We start from the raw sequence: 20,935 nt of genomic DNA on the forward strand, positions 1-20,935 counted from the left end.
CTTAATGATTTCACACCTTTCATTTCATTCATTCCTAACCTTTAGGAGGCCATTCCCCACTTAAGCAAATAATAAAGTTTAGCCCTAAATATGGCTGCATATTATTATGTGGTTGATTCCCACCAGTTATATTAATCGCTAATACATTCATTTGTGTGTTTGCTTGTGTTGTATAGGCAGGAACAGAGCCCCTCCCTTGTTGTTCTGTCCATATTGCTCCTGTGGGGTCAGTATTTGATGTCTGAGTATTGTTACAAGTAGCTAGATGGTTATGACTAGGCATTTGGGTTGTTAATAGAGTAACAGTAGCTGTACCTCCAGATGCTCCTACATTTCTTGGCGTTAGTCCTGTCCCTGCGCCTTGATGAATCGCTGCCCTACCATTTAAATTCGGTAACGCAAAGGTTGCCTTACCATCCCCGCCGTATATTGTGCCTAAAATAGCATATAATGCCGTATTCGAGGCAATTAATAATAGCTGACCATCACACAAAGCCCAATTTTTCGGCGCAAAATTACCACTAAATAGTCTAATTTCTCCAATATAAGCTTCTGACATTTTTCTTCACCTTCTCTCTTTCTTAATTTCTTGTTGGATAAATCCCAGTAATCGCTATACAATAATTTACTACACTAAATGGCTGCATATTTTGATGTGGCTGTGAGTTGCCTGTTGTTGATAAAGCTTGCATATTCATTTGTGTATTAGGCTGTGCAGTTTCATAAGTATCTTTCAAAGAAGCTCCCCATACATGACCAGCAGCCGCTCTCAATGTAGCACTTTCTGAGCCACCATTGACAACATGGTTATGAGCTGGCATTTCATTAATCGTTAATGTGTGTATCTCTTCCCCAGCCTTTTGTCCAAGCGTAACGCCATTTCCTACATGCACAGGCACTCTCCCTCTTAAATCAGGTAATGCAAATGTCGTAACACCGTTCCCACCATAATTGGCTCCTACTAATGAATACAGGGCTTGATGAGTATTAATTTGTAATACTTGCCCATCACATCTCATCCATCCTCTTGGTACTCCCCCAAAGCTAAATAGTCTAATTTCCCCTAAAAATGGTTCACTCATCTTTTCATACCCCCTATTCGATTATTGGATAAATACCATAAAGCGCGATCATATAACTAATTGTCAAAAAGGGCATTACATTATTATGAGAAGTACTTCCTCCAGCACTTGAAATAATAGTTGGATTCATTGTGCTAGTCGGTGGTTGAGTAGAATATTGTATACCCTTTGCCCACACAGCATTTTCTGGACTAGGAGCTGTCCCCTCAAGTGAAGAGGCTGTTGCTTGATGTGTATGAGCAGGAAGTTGAGCAGATGTTAAAGTAACAGTTTCTACCCCTCCTGCCTGCCCCATCACAAAATTTGTGCTAGTCAGTGGATTTTGACCTTGATGCACCACGACCCTACTTTGGAAATTGGGCAATGCAAATGTTGTTTGCCCATTCCCACCATAAGTTGTACCAATTAAGGAATAGAGCAATTCATTTTCAGCTATCGACATAAGTTGACCATGACACAAAGCCCACCCTTGTGGAGCATAATTACCTGCGAACATTCGAATTTCCCCAACATATGGCTCCATTCGTAAATCCTCCTTTAAAAATGTATTGGTTTACACAGCACATTACTCTCAGAAGGTTAAAATTAGGTTAAAAACTAAAAATTTCTCCAAAATGATCAAATTTACCTATAGTCTATCGCTAGCTCTTTCGATGCTTTTATATGGTAATGACTCATGCAACATAAAAAAACAGGCTAAGGGTTGTCCTTAGCCTGTTTCCTTATTGTGCCTGCTGCTCATTACCATCCTCATCGATATAATAAGAATGTGTATTGGCTGCTTCTTCTATTTCACTAAATGCCCAATGAGTTCCTTTAACATCGGGGAAGCTTGGTACTGTTACACCATATAATGGACCACGATCAAACATGCGATTGATCATCACCACTGCCTGCGCACGTGTTAAGGCAGCATTTGGTGCGAAGCGATCATTTTCTAACCCGTTGATAATGCCTGCTGTACGGTTTGCTTCAATGATCCACTGTGCCCAGTGTCCTTTTGTATCTTTAAATGTTAAAGATACATTTTCTTCCACAGCCAGTTCTTTGAAGTTCGACACGACCGTTGCCATTTCCGCACGTGTAATATTTGCGCCTGCATGGAAATTGCCTTCATTATCACCGTTCATGATACCCTGTTCCTTGACAAATGCAATCGCACCTGCTGCTGGATGATTGGTTTGGACATCTTTAAAGGGTGCTTGATTTACTTGTTCCTCTGTATAGCCTAAAATACGTGCTAGCATGAATGCTACTTGTGCACGTGTTACGTTCTTATCCGGACCAAATGTGCCGTCTGGGAAGCCCTGGATATACGCGGTATGTGTACCCTCTGCTTCCTTGGCTACCTGAATAATCGTAAAGGTACTGAATTTCTCTACTGTGAAACGCAGACCTAGTTTGCCAACCTGCATCGTCACGACTTCTGGACGAACGACTTTCTTTTCACCATCTGTATGTTCAATAAATATTGCTAAGCTAGCTAAAAAGGCTTGACGCTCTGCTGCATTTGTTGGCAGATCAACACCTTTTAATGGAAGTGTCACCACAACAGGGCGTGATGGTAGGTTTGTTTCAATTGTCATTGGACGTGCGACCACATGCACATCATTGCTTTGTAGTGTTTCACGCACCACACGCTCTGCACGGGCACGCTCTTCAATTGCCTGACGTTCGCTTTCTTTTTTCACAGGGACTAAACGGAAATAGAAGTTATCAGCTACCCCATTCATCGAGCTATTTGGAATCGCAATATGCGCATTATCTGTGGCAATTTCTAAATCTAAGCCATTGTCACGTAAAATTTGTAGGGATTCTTTCGGTACTTCCACTGTCACTTGATCCACGGCATCCTGTACATCGGGAATGACAATACGTGCAATTGTATTATCAATTTCTTTTGCCTTCTCTACTGCCTCTAAAGCTTGGGCAGGTGTTAAGTTGACAAAGTCTGTCACACGACCATCTGGATGGGTTGTGCGCTCAATTTCCACCGTTGTTTTTTCCAGTGGATGTTCGCCATCCACCTCTAAATCAACGTGGATAATTGTTTTTGTCTCTTTGGGTGCTTCTGGTGTCGGGGTTGGTGCTGGCGTTGTTGTACCGCCTCCACCCGTATTGCCACCGCTACCCGAACTTGCTTCACGGTAGACTTTAATTGTATACTGTTTCACATTGCCGTTTGCATCCGTTACTGTCATAACAATCGTATTCCAGCCTACCTGAAGCGGAATTTGATTGAGTGTGCCTGGCTGCCCATTTACAGTTGTTGTCACCGTTGCGTTACTTTCAACTGGAATTGCTGTAAAGTCAATCGCTGATGTTGGATAACCGACATTCATTGTGTAATCTGTTGTATCTGTTTGGAAGCTTGGGCTTAACGAGCCAATGGATGGTGTTAATGCACTGAGTCCTTGACCAACGACTGGCTGTGTAGCAACTGTAAATGGTTTTGTCTTTGTTGCTGTTTGTGTACCATCTGTTGCAGTTACTGTTAATGTATAAGTACCATCTGGCAAGGCAGTATCTGGCACAAATGTCCATTCTCCTGTTGTTGGATTTACAGTAGTCTGTCCTGGTATTTGATTATTCGCTGCATCTGTTAAGATAACATTTACCGTGGAAGGTGTTGTTGTATTTGCTGCTACCGTTCCACCGAACGTTGAATTGGATGTAGTAATTGTTGATGTAATAGGTTGTGTAATTTGCAGCGTTGCACTATATGAGTCTTCTACCTCAACTGAAAAATTCTCTACGGCTTTGCCATGTGGACCTGTTACATTAGCAGGTACTGATTTTATATAGTCTACTATTACTTTACTATCAGGTAATAATGAAATAGCAGATGCCAATGTAAGCTCTAATGTATTTGAATTTGCTCCAACTGTAATACTATCAATATCAGATGGATCAATATTATGACCATCAATAGTAACTACAAATCCATCTGTTCCATTTACCATAATATTGTAATCAAATGGAATAGTGATGGTATTGGTTGTTGAATTTAATGTTGCTGATGTTGGCACTTTTAAGGCGAGCTCTGCTACCTTATTATTTAATGCATTCAACGCATCATCTATTTCTGTCTGTTGTGCAGTTGGATTATTTAGCACATTTCTCGCATTTGTTAGCTCAGGCTCTAATCCTGCCCAGCTTTCGGATGTATAATGTGCTGGTATTAGCCCATCTACCTCTGTTACTTTATTTTGAAGTGCTGTCTTATCCGCAAGAGTCACTGTAATACCCTTTTCTACAGTTACCTTTTGACCATCTTTTGTTGCCTCCACTTCGATTGTATACTCGCCATTCGACAAAGGAATATTTGGTGTGAATTCCCAAGCGACTCCAACAACCGTTGCAACACCACCTGCACCTGTTACAACATCACCGTTTTGGTCTTTAATCACCACGTTTACTGTTGAATCTGCTGCTACAGTACCTGTAATTTGTGGCTGGGGCTCAATAACTTGAGCTGGAGTGCCTGCTGGAGAAGTAATAGCAAGAGCTGTTACAAATGAATAGTGATAGTCAAATGTAAAGTCTTCAACAGCTATATTATTTTGACCTTTTAAATTTTCATGAGCACCCTTTGTGTAAATCAATTGAATATCAGCTGTTGGCTCATTTGGCAACGTTACCAGTAGTTTATCACCATCAACCGTATACAAAGTAGGTGTAACAAGTATTCCACCAACAGTGATCGTAAATCCTTCTAAATCATTTAATTGAATATTATCACTAAATGTTAATGTAATTTCATTGCCATCAACAGTTGTTAAATCTAACCAAACTGAATTAAGCTCTGGTGGAATAGGTCTTAAAATTACTTTATTGCTGCTAGGTTCAAAATCAACAACTGCTACTGTTGCCTTATCTGGGATAAAATAAATAGCATCATTCGCAACTGCTGTATAGCCACCATAGCCTACTGCAATATCAATAATTGGATTAGCTTCTGTCGGCATAATATTTGCATAAACGCCAACTCTTGCCCCATCCTGCATGCTTTCTACTAATGATAAATAAGCATTGTCTCGAGCGGCTGCATTTTTTAAGAAGACATTGCGTTGTTCACCAGCACTGTTGAAATTGTCGTATACATAGGCTGTACCGCCAAATTCAAAACGAGCTTGCGCTGAAGTACCTCGCATATAAACAGCTACATTTCCAACAGTTTCACTACCATTTAATTCCTGGCCATATAAGTGATTTCCTGTAATGCGTCCTCCAACCATTTTAAATGAAGGAGTTTGGTAAAGCCCTATACCAACAATAACACCGTTACTATCTCCCTCAACGGTATTATTTGTAATAAGCCCACCCTCAATAATCAGTCTTCCTCTTGAACCAGCACCTAACACTGAAGGAGGATTATCGTTTACTCTACCTGTTATGTTATTATCTCTAATAACTGTGCCATTTCTAATAATAGTTATTGCGCCACTTCCATAAGTCATAATAGCGCTTATACCACCACTAGAGCCATGAATATAATGATTTTTAACTTCGACATTTTCAAAAGCAACTGGACTAGACTGTATATATATACCATTGTAATTTTGAACTTCAACATTATTTCCATCGATTATTATATTGTTAAAAGTAATATTTGCACTTGAAAGATGTATTAAATGATGATTATTAAAGCTTGCATCACGTATAATTGAAAAGCGATTACCACTTTTAGAGGTAATGGTTAATTCTTTTCCTTGAACATTTCCACCTGTAGCACCATTAAGCAATAACCCCTCACTTAGCGTAATATCATTTAATAGAATAATTGTCCCCGGTGAACTTGTATCCACTGCTTCTGCTGCTCTTTCAATTGTTGCGAATGGTTGTTCCTCTGATCCTTCGTTAATATCATCTCCGTTAGATGATACATAAAATGTATTTGTTGCTGCTTGTACTTTTAGAGGAACTCCACTAACAGTTAACACATTAATGACAAGTATAAAGGATAACATTGTCATTGCTAAACGGTGCCGTAATTTTTGCTGTTTACTTATCACTTTCATTTTCTTGCCGCTCCTTTCAAATAAACGATTCTAGTTGCATTACTTTCTATATCTTTATCATCTCCTTTATTTTTTTGACACTTTCAATCTACTAAAACCTATCTAAACAAAATCTGAACATTTTTTATAAAATGCTAATTTATTATCTTATTTCATATATTTTTATTAAAAATTAGTACTTTATATAGAAAGTGCATAAAAATATTTCAAAAGCCCTAAATAAGCAGAAATTTAATATATTAAAAAGGTATGTTTATGGTAGTATTTTCATAGCTATACAAGAGAGAAATTGTTCAGATTTTGTATAGACAGGACTTGTATAGTAAACATTACTACATAAAATAAAGGGATTTTGTATATGCTTATTTATTTCATTATTGGATGCGGAATTATAATTGTTACATTGTGGATTGTACGCATGATTCGTGTAAGAAAAGAACGATTGGAGAAGAAAAAGCTTTTGGAGCAACGCCTTGAACATTTAATGCATACAAATAAAAAAAAATCCAATACGTCTACTGAGAACTAGTGCAAATATGGATATCTTTTTTAGAAATAGCAAGCTTGCTAATTTCTTCACACTGTTTACTTCAAACAAAACAAGCCGCCCTCCCTATTTGGAGAACGGCTTGTTTTTAGTTGTTTATACCCAACCACGGAAGCGAGAAGCCTCTGCAGTGCGGCGTACACCTACCATATATGCAGCTAAACGCATATTGATATTGCGTGTTGTTGCTGTTGTATAGACATTGTCAAATGCCTCAACCATTTTTTTGTATAAACGTTCCTCCACTTCTTCCTCAGTCCAATAATAACCTTGGTTATTTTGTACCCATTCAAAGTAAGAAACAGTTACACCACCAGCAGATGCTAGTACATCTGGTACAAGTAAAATACCACGCTCTGTTAAAATTTTTGTTGCTTCAGCCGTTGTTGGACCATTTGCTGCCTCTACAACAATGCTTGCTTTAATATGATGTGCATTATCAGCAGTAATTTGGTTTTCAATAGCCGCTGGTACTAAAATATCACAATCAAGCTCTAATAATTCTTTGTTAGAAATTGTATTTTCAAATAAAGTTGTTACTGTTCCGAAGCTATCGCGACGATCTAATAAGTAGTCTATATCTAAACCCTCAGGATCATGCAGTGCACCATAAGCATCTGAAATACCGATGACCTTTGCACCTAAATCATGCATGAATTTTGCAAGGAAGCTACCTGCATTACCAAAGCCTTGAATCACAACGCGTGCCCCTTTAATATCAATGCCGCGTTTTTTTGCTGCTTCTTCAATAACAATTGTCACACCCTGTGCTGTTGCGCGGTCGCGACCTTGAGAACCACCAAGTACAAGTGGCTTACCAGTGATAAAGCCTGGAGAGTTAAATTCATCCATGCGGCTATATTCATCCATCATCCATGCCATAATTTGCGCATTTGTAAATACATCTGGCGCAGGAATATCTTTTGTTGGCCCTACGATTTGACTTACGGCGCGTACATATCCGCGGCTTAAACGCTCAATTTCGCCCATAGACATTTGACGTGGGTCACAAATGACACCGCCTTTACCACCACCGTATGGTAAATCAACAATCCCACATTTCAATGTCATCCACATTGAAAGCGCTTTAACCTCCTCCTCAGATACTTGAGGATGGAAGCGAACGCCACCTTTAGTTGGTCCTACTGCATCATTGTGTTGTGCACGGTAACCCGTAAATACTTTTGTTGTACCATCATCCATTTTCACGGGAATACGTACTTGTAGCATACGAAGCGGTTCTTTTAATAATTCGTACATTGCTTCATCATAGCCAAGTTTATTTAAAGCCTCTTGAATGACGTCTTGTGTTGATGTGAACAGATTTAAGTTTTCAGACATATTAAATCGCCTCTTTGTTTTTTTTAATGATAATATATCGGCATCATTGTAACATACTTCCGAATTAAAATGTGAACATTTTGTTAAAGTTTAAATACTTTTTCAATTTGTTCGATTGACCAATCTAAATCCTCTTGTGAAATAACAAGTGGTGGTGCAAAACGAATCACTGTATCATGTGTTTCTTTACATAATAGACCTAGCTCTTTTAGTTTTTCACAATATGGACGAGCAGCCTCTGTTAATTCCATACCGATAAATAAACCACGACCACGTACTTCTTTAATCACTGGATTGTTAATAGCTTGTAATTTACCTTTGAAATATTCACCAAGCTCATGTGAACGTTCAGCTAATTTTTCATCTAATAAAACTTTAAGAGATGCAATAGAAACTGCACATGCTAAAGGATTACCACCGAAAGTTGAACCATGTGAACCTGGGTTAAATACACCTAAAATATCACGGTTTGCCGCTACACAAGAAATTGGGAATACACCGCCGCCTAATGCTTTACCAAGGATATACATATCTGGCTCTACTTCTTCCCAATCACAAGCAAACATTTTACCTGTACGCGCTAAACCAGCTTGAATTTCATCAGCAATAAATAGTACATTATTTTCGCGACAAAGTTCACGAGCTGCTTTTAAGAAGCCTTCTGGGGGAATAACGATACCAGCTTCACCTTGAATTGGCTCCATCATAAATGCTGCTGTATTCGGTGTAATCGCTGCTTTTAATGCGTCTAAATCACCGTAATCCACTAATTTGATATTTGGTAGCATCGGGCCGAAGCCACGGCGATATTCTGGGTCAGAAGATAACGAAACCGCTAACATCGTACGGCCATGAAAGTTACCATTACATGCGATAAATTCAGCTTTGCCATCCTCTACGCCTTTTACATCATAAGCCCAACGACGAGCTGCCTTAAATGCCGTTTCCACTGCCTCAGCGCCTGTATTCATTGGTAAAACCATTTCTTTATTTGTTAATTTGCCAACAAGCTCATACCATTCACCAAGGTTTTCACTGTAGAACGCGCGTGAAGTTAATGTTACTTTATCAGCTTGCTCTTTTAAAGCCGCAATAATTTTTGGATGGCGATGTCCTTGGTTGACTGCAGAGTATGCTGATAACATATCTAAATATTTATTGCCTTCTGGATCTTTCACCCAAGCACCCTCAGCCTCTGAAATTACGATTGGCAGTGGATGATAGTTTGCAGCACCAAAATTTTGCGTTTGTTCAATCACTTGTTGTGTTTTTGTCATCTTCTATTCTCTCCTTATAAAATCATGTTAAAAAATCTATGGAAGGAAGGGACTATGTATCTTTAGTAAGTAGAATGCTTAAAATTTAGCATCAATGTCAACTCTACATCTGCTAGCTTCTCCAAGGTAAACTACCTTTTCATGAGTGTCTACGGTTTTAGTCAGTGGCAATATTACCTGGAGAAACTTTGCAAATTATTGTTAAAATACTTTAATTTCTACTTAATTGATCAGCCCTATTAGTAATATGAAAATTAAAGCATTTCAGAAGTTGTTTTTGCTTGCATGTGTAATTGTAAGTAGTCTGGACCACCCGCTTTTGAGTCTGTCCCTGACATATTGAAGCCACCGAATGGTTGGTAGCCAACGATTGCCCCCGTACAGCCACGGTTGAAGTACAGGTTACCCACATGGAATTCTTCACGTGCTTTTTCAAGATTCATACGGTTTTTCGTGATCACAGCACCTGTTAAACCATATTCTGTATCGTTTGCAATATCAATCGCATGGTCGAAGTCTTTTGCTTTAGCAATCGCTACTACTGGCCCAAAGATTTCTTCCTTCATAATACGAGCAGAAGGGTCTACATCTGCAAAGACAGTTGGTTGCACGAAGTAACCCACTGAATCGTCTGCTGTACCACCTGCAACTAGACGGCCTTCGCCTTTCCCGATTTCGATATACTCCGTAATTTTGTTAAACGCTGCTTGGTCAATCACCGTCGCCATAAAGTTAGTAAAGTCTGTTGGATCGCCCACTGTTAAAGTGTTTGTTAACTCCACCACACGCTCCACTACTTGGTTATACACATCTTCTACGATCACTACACGAGAACATGCGGAACATTTTTGACCCGAGAAGCCAAATGCTGATTTCACAATGGATTGGGCAGCTAATTCAAGGTCTGCCTCTTTATCGACAACGATTGTATCTTTACCGCCCATTTCAGCGATAACACGTTTAATCCAAATTTGCCCTTCATTGACAACGGAGGCACGTTGGTTAATGCGTAAGCCAACATCACGTGAACCTGTAAAGCTGATAAAGCGTGTTTTTGGATGATCTACTAGGTAGTCCCCTACTTCAGCACCGCTACCAGGTACAAAGTTCACCACACCTGCTGGAAGACCAGCTTCTTCTAATACTTCGATAAATTTATACGCAACAATTGGTGTTGTCGAAGCAGGTTTTAATAACACGGTGTTGCCTGTTACTAATGCTGCAACCGTTGTACCCGCCATAATCGCGAAGGCAAAGTTCCAAGGAGAAATCACAATACCAATCCCTAATGGAATATAGTCGTAACGGTTATATTCACCTGGACGGCTTTCTACGGGTTGCCCGTCTTTAATACGGAGCATTTGACGCGCATAATATTCCATAAAGTCAATTGCTTCTGCTGTATCGGCATCTGCCTCTGCCCATGGTTTGCCCGCTTCCTTTGTTAATAAAGCCGAGAATTCATGTTTACGGCGACGGACAATTGCTGCTGCCTTGAAGAGCACGTCTGCACGAATAGCTGGATCCACCTTTTTCCATGTTTTAAATGCTTGGTCTGCCTCTTGCATCGCTTTTTCAGCTAGCTCTTGGCTCGCTTTTGATACGCGACCCACGACTTCTGTTTTCTTGGCAGGGTTATACGAAACGATTTTATCCTCAGTTGTAATGCGCTCGCCACCGATAATAAGTGGGTAGTCTTGCCCTAAATACCCCTCTACTTTATTTAAAGCCTCTACATAAGCAGTATAGTTCGCCTCTTGTGTAAAATCTGTAAATGGTTCGTGTTTGTATGGAATCATACTTAATCCTCCCTAGTGAGATGTATTTGGGTCTGCAAAAAACATTGACGCAAAATATTTTTGCGTATAAAATATTCTTACACTTATTATAATGCAAAATTTAGTTGCATATTTCAAGTAAAAAATTTTTGAGGTGCACATTTTTATGAAAAATTCTGAACCCTTACTACCTTTTTATGAGTTTATTGCAACAAATGTATCCGTTGGCATTCATGCAGTAGACTTATCTGGCAAAACAATTATTTACAATACAAAAATGAAAGAAATTGAAGGATTCCATTTTGATGAGCTTGCAGATCGCTCCATTATCGAAATGTTTTCCTTTAGACAGCATGAAAGTACATTAATGCGTGTCTTGCAAACAGGCAAAAAAGAAATCAACGTAAAGCAAACTTATTGGAATAAAAACGGGCATGAAATCACGACCATCAATGATACTTTTCCACTCTTTGTTGAAAATAAACTAATTGGTGCGATTGAATTTGCGCGAGATATTACATCACTTGAAAAGCTTGTTTATCAGCCCCTCCGTCGTTATGATGAGCCACTAACATTCGATATGATTAAGGCAGCCTCTGAATCCATGCAGCAAGTGATTGAAGATGCTAAAAAAGCTGCTGCTGTCAAATTACCTGTATTATTAATTGGTGAGTCTGGCACAGGGAAGGATTTAGTGGCAGAAGGTATTCACCATGCGGCCTCTCCTGACCCTGAAGCCTTTGTTACGCTTGTTAGTCGCCGCTCCGCTCAGTCAGTGCTTGATAAATTAAAGCGCTTGTTAGACGAAGAGAAAGACTATACATTTTTCTTTGAACGCATTGACTTTTTAAGCTTAGACATTCAGGAACAGCTACTGGATATGTTGCAATCTCTTCCACAGTCTAAATATATGCTCATTGGCAGTGTTGGTAGTGACCCTATTACATTAATTGCCGAAAAAAAGCTGTCTAAATCACTGTATTATTTCTTTGCCAAGATGGCGATTACGATTCCTAACTTAACCGATCGCAAGGAAGATATTCTGCCATTTGTGGATGATTATTTTAGCCGTCATCGAGAGCGCTTTGCCTCTCAGGTCATGGAGCTTGCACCGGATGTTCAGGAATTATTTCTGCAATACGATTGGCCAGGTAATCTAAAGGAGCTTGAGCTATTGCTGGATGAAATTGTGTCATTTATGACAAGCGAATCAACCGTTACGTCAGATTTATTGCCATTGCATTTCCGCTTTAAAGTGCAGCAGCAAAATACCAATAATCGTGAGCCAGAATTTTTTATGTTTCATCAAAATCATAATGTGATGCCACTTGATGCCTATTTACGTGAAGCCGAATCCTATTATGTGCAAAATGTCTTAAATTTATATGAGGGGAATATTACAAAGGCAGCCAATGCACTTGGTATGAGTCGTCAAAACCTGCAATATCGCCTCCGAAAAATCAAAAACAACACACATTCTAAGCAATAAAAAAATAGGGATACCTTCCTCATCGAAAGTATCCCTATCCTCTAGTGTCCTGATTGTTCAATCCAGTCCTGTAATTTATCTTTTAAAGAATTAAAACCATTGGCATCCGACTCATCTACGCGATCCTGTAATGATTTACGTGGTGGTATATCTTTTTTGCGTACTGTTGTTGGACGGTCTTGAAGCGCTCTCATCGATAAACTAATTTTTTCGGCCTCTTCATCGATTTCAAGAATTTTTACTTCTACTTCTTGCCCAACAGTTAAAAACTCACTAACGTCCTTTACAAATCCGTATGTGATCTCCGAAATATGCACAAGACCCTGTGTATTGTCGTCCAGTGCTACAAATGCACCGTATGGTTGAATACCTGTCACTTTTCCGGTCAACACGTCTCCTAATTCATATTTTTTTGCCATAACCTTTGCCCACTTTCTTTTTGTTTGCTACGTATATATCGCTTAGATTATAACATACGTGTAAAATCGGGGCAAAAAATCGTCTCATTAATCCGCTATGCCAATGATTCGGGGATAGCCTTTATTATTTTTAGATAATTTAATGAGCATAGGTTTACTATCGACGTCCTGCTTTAGACGTACAGATACTAATGGATACTGACCTTTTGCATTCGTCTCTCCCACTTGACTAAAATCGACTAAGCTGTCAATCTGTCTGAATAGACCTGTATCCAGCGTTACATTTGGCATGACTAACGCTTGCTGTAAGGCATGGTCATCAATTGTGATTGCGTATAAATACAGCAACACAATATTGATTGGGCTTAATTGATTAATAAATGCTTCAGCATCATTTTTAACATATTGCTGGTAGAGCTTCTGAATCTGTTCAGCCTCTCCTTCATCCATATAGATAAAGCTAAAGTGATCGTAATTTCGAAACCCTGCCTTTTCTCCTTTTGCTTGTAGCAGGTCTTGCCAAATATCATAGGCAGATAATTCATGTAAGGTTTGCGACGTCTTTTGTTGCTGTAGCTCCTTTAAAATGGTTGCAGCAGTTTGTTGTACAACCTTGCCATACTTGCCATCCTTTACTTCCTGTAAAAAGGTAATATACGCTTTATTAACCGTTCCATCCTTTGCTAATGCAGGATACTTTGATGTCCCCTTTAGCAATGTCGCCCATGTATGTTCAAGGTTATGTCTTACCCCTCCATAATAGTTGGAGCCTGGATTAGTGTCTGTCAATAATGTACGCTCCAGTACTTGTAAAGTTTGCACCGTTTCCTCACGTGTATAACGCAACTCATCCCCTTCATCTACTAAAGAGCCCTTTTGGGAAGACTCAAAATAGCCCAAAATATCAGGATGAAGATATTTTCCCTCATCAAACGCAAACTCTCCATTGAGGGGATTAGATTTAAAAGCATAGGACCCCTCATCATTTAAATATAGCTCCATCGCCTGATTATTTGCTGCTTCCATAATAGCCTGTAAATCTGATGGATACTGGCTACTAGGCACTTTTTTCTTAAACAAATGCTCATATGGTTCAAGTAAATCGCTATAAAATGATTCTAACTGAATCGCAGGTTGCTCATATAAAGAATAGATTTCAAAGGAGTCATCGAAGGATAATTGCTTTTGTTCCTTAATAGTTGCAAATACCCTTTTAGGAGTTAGCAAGCCATTAAGTAAATCCCTTTCTATGACCTGAAGATTTTGCAACTCCTCTTTAGTCAATGCTGCCGAATGCTTACCCCTTGTATAGTTGTCCAATAAGGCATCAGCATTTTGAATAAATGGCAAGGCATTTAGCTCATCTTTAGAAACCATTAATTCCTTTCTAATTTCTTCTTTTTGACGCTGATAATTTTCTGCCACCTTATCAAGCCATTCCTCATAAGTTTTATAGTGCTCATCTTCATCGTCTTGAACAAGCGGTTTGTCATTAGTAGCAGGACTTTCTGGTTGTTGGATCATATAGGATGTTCCTAATATCCCCACTAGGAGCACACTGGCAATACTAGCAACCCAAACGGCTGTTCTCTGCCGCTTAGAGGGAGCTTTGGAAATTGTATCTGCTGTATTATTTTCTTCAATTTGCTGGAGCACTGTATATGGGTCTAGCTTTGGCTCCATACGATCATAGGACTTTTTCAACAATTCCATACGTTTCTCAAATTGTTTATCATCCATTTTCAACATTCCCCTCCTGTATTAATGCTACCTTCAGCTTTTCCTTAGCTCGTAATAAACGCATCTTTACCGTTGATAATGAAATATTGAGTACCTCTGCAATTTCCTCGTATTTTAATTCATGAAAGTAATACAATATAAGCGGATATCGATATTTTTCATCGAGGGCTTGAATGGCATGATGGAGCAGCCTATCCTCTTCAAATAACAGCATAAATTCTTCTGCGGAGGAAGATGATGTACGCTGTGGTTGCGCAAGAAGTTTTTGCTCTTTTGCTTGCTGCCGTTGCTCCTTACGATAATAATCACGAGTAGCATTTAAGGTGATTTTATAGAGCCATGTTGTAAAACGATCCTGCTTAAATTGATGTAAAAAACGATATAGCTTCACAAATACTTCCTGTGACACATCTGCTAAATCATTGCTATGTACGCCACATTGAAAGGCAAACTTTTCTACGGTTCGTTGATGAATTTGAATAAGCTCAATATACGCCTCTTTCTCTCCTTGCTGTGCTTTTAAGATTAATTCAGCCTCTATCAAAATAATCCCCCCTTTTGTTTATGGAACGAGGAAATCTTTTTAATTGTTACATAATTTAATTGCTATTTATGCAAAAAGAAAGTAGATGACTCGTATCTCTTTTAGAAATAGCTATCATCAATTTTCAGATATTTGCTTGTGTTATAAAAATATTGCGGTAAAATAAAACTTTAGTATTATAAGGAGGATTTTATTTCGTGTCATCGAGAGATCAATTTACAACTAAAATTGGATTTATTTTAGCAGCCGCAGGAAGTGCTATAGGGCTGGGAGCGATTTGGAAATTCCCCTATATGGCTGGCACAAATGGCGGTAGTGTCTTTATTTTATTATTTATTTTATGTACATTCTTTATTGGCTTACCAGTGCTCATAGCCGAGTTTATGATTGGTCGTCGAGGTCAAAAGGATGCTGTTACATCCTTTAAGGAGCAGGCGCCAGGAAAACCATGGTATTTTATTGGCTGGGGTGGGATGATTATTGCTGGTCTTATCCTATCGTTCTATAGCGTTGTAGGTGGGTGGATTTTAAGCTATCTAGGTCGTGCCCTTACATTTAAGCTAACGAATACGCATGCTGAGATTAATTATGCAGATTTATTTACGAGTATTATTGCAAGTCCTTTCGAAGCTATTCTTGTGCAGGGGCTATTTATGCTGTTAACAGTCGTTATTGTCTCAGCAGGGATCAAGGGCGGCATTGAAAAAGCCAGCACTTGGATGATGCCTTTACTTTTTATTTTCTTTATTGTGCTCGTTATACGCTCGTTAACGTTAGATGGAGCAATGGCAGGCGTTAAATTTATGTTTGTACCTGATTGGTCTTATTTTAACGCGGAAACTTTTTTAATGGCTTTAGGACAAGCGTTTTTCTCATTAAGCGTTGGTATTGCCGTGATGATTACGTATGCTTCTTATCTCTCTAAAACAGAGAAGATTGGCAACTCAGCCATCAATGTAGCATCCATGAATATTATTATTTCCTTACTAGCAGGCCTAGTTATTTTTCCAGCAGTATTTGCGCTTGGTTACACACCTGACCAAGGACCTGGTCTTGTCTTTATTATTTTGCCAGCTGTTTTTGAACAGCTCCCTCTTGGTGGGCTATTCTTAACAATTTTCTTTATACTTTTACTTTTTGCAACAGTCACTTCTTCGATTTCTATGCTTGAAATTGTTGTAGCCATTGCGATTGGAGATCAACCAGAAAAACGTAGAAAAATTGCTTGGATTGGCGGTATCGCTATCTTTATCGTTGGTATCCCAAGTGCATTGTCATTTGGTATATTATCAGATATACAAATTTTAGACCGCTCTATTTTTGATTTTGTCGATTTTCTAACGAACAGTATTGGTATGCCTATAGGAGCATTATTAATCTCGATATTTGCTGGCTATTATTACACAAAAGATATTTCCCGTAAGGAGCTTGCCGCCTCTAGTACAATGTTCAACATTTGGTATATATTAATTCGTTATATCTCTCCGATTGCTATTTTTATTATTTTTATCCAAGGTATTTTACCTCTATTTAAATAATTCACTAAAAAAAGGTTGTCATCTACATGACAGCCTTTTTCATGGCAAATATGCAACATACATTAAATAATACATTTTGCTGCAAATTTAATGGCAATTAGCTTGTAGGAAATGGCTACACACTCTTCAAACGGTATCCATTGCTCAAACGAATGCTCATATGTTTCTTGAATAACCTTTGCAAGTGTTGATGGGTCGTCAATTCCTTGCAATGCTGCCACAACATCTGCTGTTTCCGTATCATAATGATCTGGTCCTAAGTGGAAGGGGTCCCACTCCTCTAATAGATGGACAGCAGCTTGATTCATTTTTATGTTTTCCAAAATACTCACCTATTATCCTTTAATCATATTCGTATGATACCATAGTAAATAAAAAAGAAAAGAGTGATTTACTTGTCCATTTTTGATCAAACGATTAAACGCCGTCATACAAATTCTGTAAAGTGGGATGCTATGGAAAAAGTCTATGGCCTTAAAGATGCATCAGATATTTTACCAATGTGGGTAGCCGACATGGATTTTGCTGCTCCAGCCGCTGTTACAAAGGCTCTTAAGGAACATGCCGAGCACACTGTTTTTGGCTATAGCTTTATTGGTAAAGAAACTTTACAGTCCATCATAGATTGGCAAAATGCTCGTCATGATTGGCAAATTCACAAAGATTCTATTCTATTCTGTAATGGTGTTGTGGCTGCTTTAGCGAATTGCATTGTCGCACTAACCGAGCCTGGTGATAAAATATTGATATCATCACCAATCTATCCACCATTCTTTACTATACCGAAAAGCAATGCCCGCGAAGTGGTTAGCTGTCCTTTCGTTGAAAAAGATGGCACATTTACCTATGATTTTGAAGCTTTTGAACAGGCATTGGTCCAAAATGTAAAGGCCTATATATTATGTAACCCACATAATCCAGGAGGCTATGTATGGGATGAGGCAACGTTAAAGGAAATTATCCGCCTTTGTGCTAAACACGATGTTATGATTATTTCTGATGAAATCCATGCTGATCTAATGTTAAATGGTGAACAGCATATCCCCTTAGCAAAAATTGCAGGTGATGAAATGGATCGTATCATCACATGTATGGCGCCTACCAAAACGTTTAACTTAGCTGGTATTCAGGTTTCATATATGATTGTGACCGATAAGAAAAAACGTCTACAATTAGAGGCAGTCAATATGGCGAGTGGACAAGGTTTACTAAATTCATTTGCCCCTGTAGCGCTTCAGGCTGCTTATACAGAAGGGTCTCCTTGGTTAGAGGAACTACTTTCTTATATTTCTGCTAATATAGACTATGTGAAGACAGAGCTAGAGAAACTTCCAGGTATTCGTGTTATGAAGCCACAATCCACTTATTTAGTATGGATTGATTATCGACAATTAGCGCTTGAAGAAAAAGATGTGATGAAGCGGTTATTAGAAAGAGGCAAGCTAGGACTAGAACCAGGGACAAAATACGGCGAAGAAGGTAGAGGCTTCCTACGTATGAATGTAGCCTGTTCCTTTGAAACCGTTCAGGATGGCGTAGAGCGCTTTAAAAAAGCTTTTGCCGAATAAAAAATATACAAGAAGGATATCTCAACTTTTGGAGATATCCTTTTTGAATGTTTAAAATAATTATTTTGTGGAAAAGTTTCTTAACCATTTGGATAGAAAAGAGGTGTTTTCCTTTGGATTTAGCTCCATTAACGATTAAACATGCCTATATAACATTCTTATTTCCCTTTGCCTATCATTCGAAAAACCGCCGAAGAATTGGTGATATACTTCAACACGAGGGTTTTTCTTTCTTCACTTTAGATAACACTGCTCTTGAAAGTACATTTTATGGAGATATTACCATTATACATGAGGAGCTTGCCCAGTTTTTCTATCCCTTTCTCGAGGATAAACTATTTCCAAACGACATGGACAGCCCACACTTTATGCGCTTTTCAAAAGCTTTTTATACGCAAGGTTCCTTACATCATCAAGAAAGTCATATAAATTATGAAGTAATGAGTATAGATGTAACACTCTGTCCCTTCGGAAACGGTATTGTAACAGTTCGTACATGCATTACAGATACACCACATGACATTAGTGATAGTTTAACTTTTATTCACTATTTTAGAGTATTAGAGGCAAAGTTAAGAGAAGAAAAAGGAGCAAGCCATCATTTTTCATTTGGCCATTATTCTTCTACTAGTGAACTATTATTTAATTATTTTATTCCTTATCTAAAGCCTTTTCTATTACATCAGCAGGACCATAGCTATGAAGGCTTACCTTTTTTTGAAGATGAACGAATGTTTTCCTCTGCTTATTTAATCGGTGATGAACAAGCAGAGATCTTACCCGAACATTTATTTCGATTAGGGCAGGTTGATGGTAGAACACCTGATGGTAAGCCCTTTATTTCTAGTACGAATCCTCAATATATCTCAAACTATGTGAAAGAACACACTTATACACGATGGGCACCAAATAGTTATATCATCACTTCAGCACAGGCACAAATAACACTTACAAATATGGCCTTTAAAAAATGTACACATAGCCTTCAGGAATTTATGGGGACTCACTATTACAATCTTTTTATTCATTATTTTTATAAAATGATGCTCTTAAAGCTTTCCTATGAATATAGTGAAATAAAATGGGGGAAGGATAGGCAAGTTGTCAATGCATTAATTGAGCTAATTACAAAATTTTCTGCACGTTATTATTTCAAAGAAGTCATTGTCCGAACTGAAGGTAGAGACCTTTCCCAAATGCTCCGGAAGTTTTTCCGTATGAATGAACACTATTTAGAAACAAAAGAGACATTGGACAGTTTGTATCGTATACAGGAGGATCAATCAGATAATCGAAGCAATAATTTACTGTTCATTTTAACTGTATTTACTGTAGTATCTGGTATTTACGGTATGAATTTAGTGATTGAAGGCTGGAAGGACAGTAGTGATTTAGGTAATATTTGGAGTTATACACTCTTTGAATGGGTAGCCTTTATTACTGCCTTGAGTGGAATTGGCTTGTCACTCATACTGGTTTGTATCACTGCCTTTAAGACACTGCAAAATAGTTTTCGACGCTATAAGAAATGATCTAATTAAAAAATCTGCTTGCCCTTTCAATCTTAAGTGGCAAGCAGATTCTTTTACTTAGATATTCTGTTGATTGTTTGTATTTTTCTTATCCGCTAAAATACGTGCTTCGATTTCTTTTGATTTCAATTCTTGTTTCTTAGAAATTTTTCTGAAAAGCGTAAACACGATAATACATAGAATAAGCATAATTAAAAATTCAAACGCTGCTGGAATATAGCCTGATTTATCTTCAGGGAAATATAAAAATTGATACATAAAGTTTTGCATATTCTACACGTCCTTATAAGTATTATTCAAAGACTGTAATTGACTCAATTTTCACATCTTCTACTGGTTTGTCACGGAAATCTTTTTCCACATCAGCAATTTTATCCACAATGTCCATACCTTCTACTACATGACCGAATACTGTGTGTTTATGGTCTAACCAAGGTGTACCACCATTTTGAGCATAAGCTTCGATAATCTCTTCTGGGAAGCCTGCCCCTTGTAATTGACGAAGCATATCACTTGGCAGGTGCTTCATTTGTACAATAAAGAATTGAGAACCATTTGTGTTTGGGCCTGCATTTGCCATTGACAACGCACCACGGAGATTAAACAGTTCATCTGAGAATTCATCCTCAAAGGAGTTCCCCCAAATTGATTCGCCACCCATACCAGTACCAGTTGGGTCACCGCCCTGAATCATAAAGTCTTGAATAACACGGTGGAAGATAATGCCGTTATAGTAGCCTGATTTTGCATGACCTAAAAAGTTTTCAACAGTTTTAGGTGCCTGCTCTGGGAATAATTTAATTTTAATGGTACCTAATGTTGTGTTCATTTCTACAAGCACTTCGCCTGCCTGTACATCTGTTGTTAATTGTGGAAACATCGAAGTCTCTCCTTTAAATGTAAAATTTCAGTGTTAATGAAAAAGATGATGGTGCATCCTTATCTGACCTCATTTTAGTCTACCATACTTCCCAACTGTTTTCTTTATCAAAGTATTGACGATTTTTGCACTTTTTATAGCAGTCGTTTAAACACGTATTTGGCGATAAGTAAAAATAT

17 protein-coding genes are annotated in these 20,935 nt (G+C 38.3%); 4 read left to right on the forward strand and 13 right to left on the reverse strand.

Translation table 11 applies throughout. From position 1 onward, the window contains the following. Positions 1-34 precede the first annotated feature (34 nt). The 7 genes from MHB44_RS17370 to pruA form a co-directional block, all read right to left on the reverse strand. A complete protein-coding gene (locus MHB44_RS17370; protein WP_341300178.1) occupies positions 35-559 on the reverse strand; it encodes a tail fiber protein in 525 nt (174 codons plus the stop codon). A 22-nt stretch (positions 560-581) separates the two neighbouring features. Beyond that, a complete protein-coding gene (locus tag MHB44_RS17375; RefSeq protein WP_341300179.1) occupies positions 582-1,082 on the reverse strand; it encodes a tail fiber protein in 501 nt (166 codons plus the stop codon). 13 nt (positions 1,083-1,095) lie between these two features. Continuing rightward, positions 1,096-1,605: a tail fiber protein gene (locus tag MHB44_RS17380; protein WP_341300180.1), complete on the reverse strand. Its 510-nt coding sequence runs from the start codon at positions 1,603-1,605 to the stop codon at positions 1,096-1,098. Positions 1,606-1,804: 199 nt separating this feature from the next. After that, complete coding sequence (locus MHB44_RS17385; RefSeq protein ID WP_341300181.1) at positions 1,805-6,103, reverse strand: S-layer homology domain-containing protein; 4,299 nt, start codon at positions 6,101-6,103, stop codon at positions 1,805-1,807. Between the two features lie 643 nt (positions 6,104-6,746). Then, positions 6,747-7,991 carry a Glu/Leu/Phe/Val dehydrogenase gene (locus MHB44_RS17390; protein WP_053994963.1) on the reverse strand — a complete coding sequence of 415 codons (1,245 nt, stop codon included), beginning with the start codon at positions 7,989-7,991 and terminating at the stop codon, positions 6,747-6,749. An 83-nt stretch (positions 7,992-8,074) separates the two neighbouring features. Continuing rightward, a complete protein-coding gene (locus MHB44_RS17395; RefSeq protein ID WP_053994964.1) occupies positions 8,075-9,268 on the reverse strand; it encodes an ornithine--oxo-acid transaminase in 1,194 nt (397 codons plus the stop codon). A gap of 254 nt (positions 9,269-9,522) precedes the next feature. After that, entirely contained in the window at positions 9,523-11,067 is a 1,545-nt protein-coding gene (pruA, locus tag MHB44_RS17400) for an L-glutamate gamma-semialdehyde dehydrogenase (RefSeq protein ID WP_341300182.1), read from the reverse strand. Positions 11,068-11,212: 145 nt separating this feature from the next. Here pruA and MHB44_RS17405 point away from each other — a divergent pair, with 145 nt between their 5' ends. Further along, on the forward strand, positions 11,213-12,535 hold the full coding sequence (locus tag MHB44_RS17405) for a sigma 54-interacting transcriptional regulator (RefSeq protein ID WP_341300183.1): 1,323 nt from the start codon (positions 11,213-11,215) through the stop codon (positions 12,533-12,535). A 41-nt stretch (positions 12,536-12,576) separates the two neighbouring features. On the opposite strand, the gene yugI is transcribed toward MHB44_RS17405, so the two are convergent. From yugI to MHB44_RS17420, 3 genes are all read right to left on the reverse strand, one after another. Beyond that, entirely contained in the window at positions 12,577-12,954 is a 378-nt protein-coding gene (yugI, locus tag MHB44_RS17410; RefSeq protein ID WP_341300184.1) for a S1 domain-containing post-transcriptional regulator GSP13, read from the reverse strand. Between the two features lie 87 nt (positions 12,955-13,041). Next, positions 13,042-14,694 (reverse strand): hypothetical protein, encoded by a 1,653-nt coding sequence (locus MHB44_RS17415; RefSeq protein WP_341300185.1) that lies wholly within the window; start codon positions 14,692-14,694, stop codon positions 13,042-13,044. Then, a complete protein-coding gene (locus MHB44_RS17420; RefSeq protein ID WP_341300186.1) occupies positions 14,687-15,238 on the reverse strand; it encodes a sigma-70 family RNA polymerase sigma factor in 552 nt (183 codons plus the stop codon). Before MHB44_RS17420 ends, MHB44_RS17415 begins: the two co-directional genes overlap by 8 nt. A 197-nt stretch (positions 15,239-15,435) precedes the next feature. Here MHB44_RS17420 and MHB44_RS17425 point away from each other — a divergent pair, with 197 nt between their 5' ends. After that, positions 15,436-16,776 carry a sodium-dependent transporter gene (locus tag MHB44_RS17425; protein WP_341300187.1) on the forward strand — a complete coding sequence of 447 codons (1,341 nt, stop codon included), beginning with the start codon at positions 15,436-15,438 and terminating at the stop codon, positions 16,774-16,776. A 62-nt stretch (positions 16,777-16,838) separates the two neighbouring features. Here MHB44_RS17425 and MHB44_RS17430 read toward each other — a convergent pair whose 3' ends face one another. Beyond that, complete coding sequence (locus MHB44_RS17430) at positions 16,839-17,099, reverse strand: DUF1871 family protein (protein ID WP_341300188.1); 261 nt, start codon at positions 17,097-17,099, stop codon at positions 16,839-16,841. A 72-nt stretch (positions 17,100-17,171) separates the two neighbouring features. Between MHB44_RS17430 and MHB44_RS17435 the strand changes: the two genes are divergently transcribed. Beyond that, positions 17,172-18,344 (forward strand): MalY/PatB family protein, encoded by a 1,173-nt coding sequence (locus MHB44_RS17435; RefSeq protein WP_341300189.1) that lies wholly within the window; start codon positions 17,172-17,174, stop codon positions 18,342-18,344. A gap of 113 nt (positions 18,345-18,457) precedes the next feature. Then, the gene (locus MHB44_RS17440) at positions 18,458-19,876 is read left to right on the forward strand and encodes a CorA family divalent cation transporter (protein WP_341300190.1); all 1,419 of its coding nucleotides are present in this window, start codon (positions 18,458-18,460) and stop codon (positions 19,874-19,876) included. A 57-nt stretch (positions 19,877-19,933) separates the two neighbouring features. Here MHB44_RS17440 and MHB44_RS17445 read toward each other — a convergent pair whose 3' ends face one another. Next, on the reverse strand, positions 19,934-20,146 hold the full coding sequence (locus tag MHB44_RS17445) for a hypothetical protein (RefSeq protein ID WP_205445184.1): 213 nt from the start codon (positions 20,144-20,146) through the stop codon (positions 19,934-19,936). A gap of 22 nt (positions 20,147-20,168) precedes the next feature. After that, a complete protein-coding gene (locus MHB44_RS17450; RefSeq protein WP_053994975.1) occupies positions 20,169-20,756 on the reverse strand; it encodes a peptidylprolyl isomerase in 588 nt (195 codons plus the stop codon). Positions 20,757-20,935 lie beyond the last annotated feature (179 nt).

Source organism: Lysinibacillus sp. FSL H8-0500 (assembly GCF_038051955.1).
Lineage (GTDB): Bacteria > Bacillota > Bacilli > Bacillales_A > Planococcaceae > Lysinibacillus > Lysinibacillus macroides.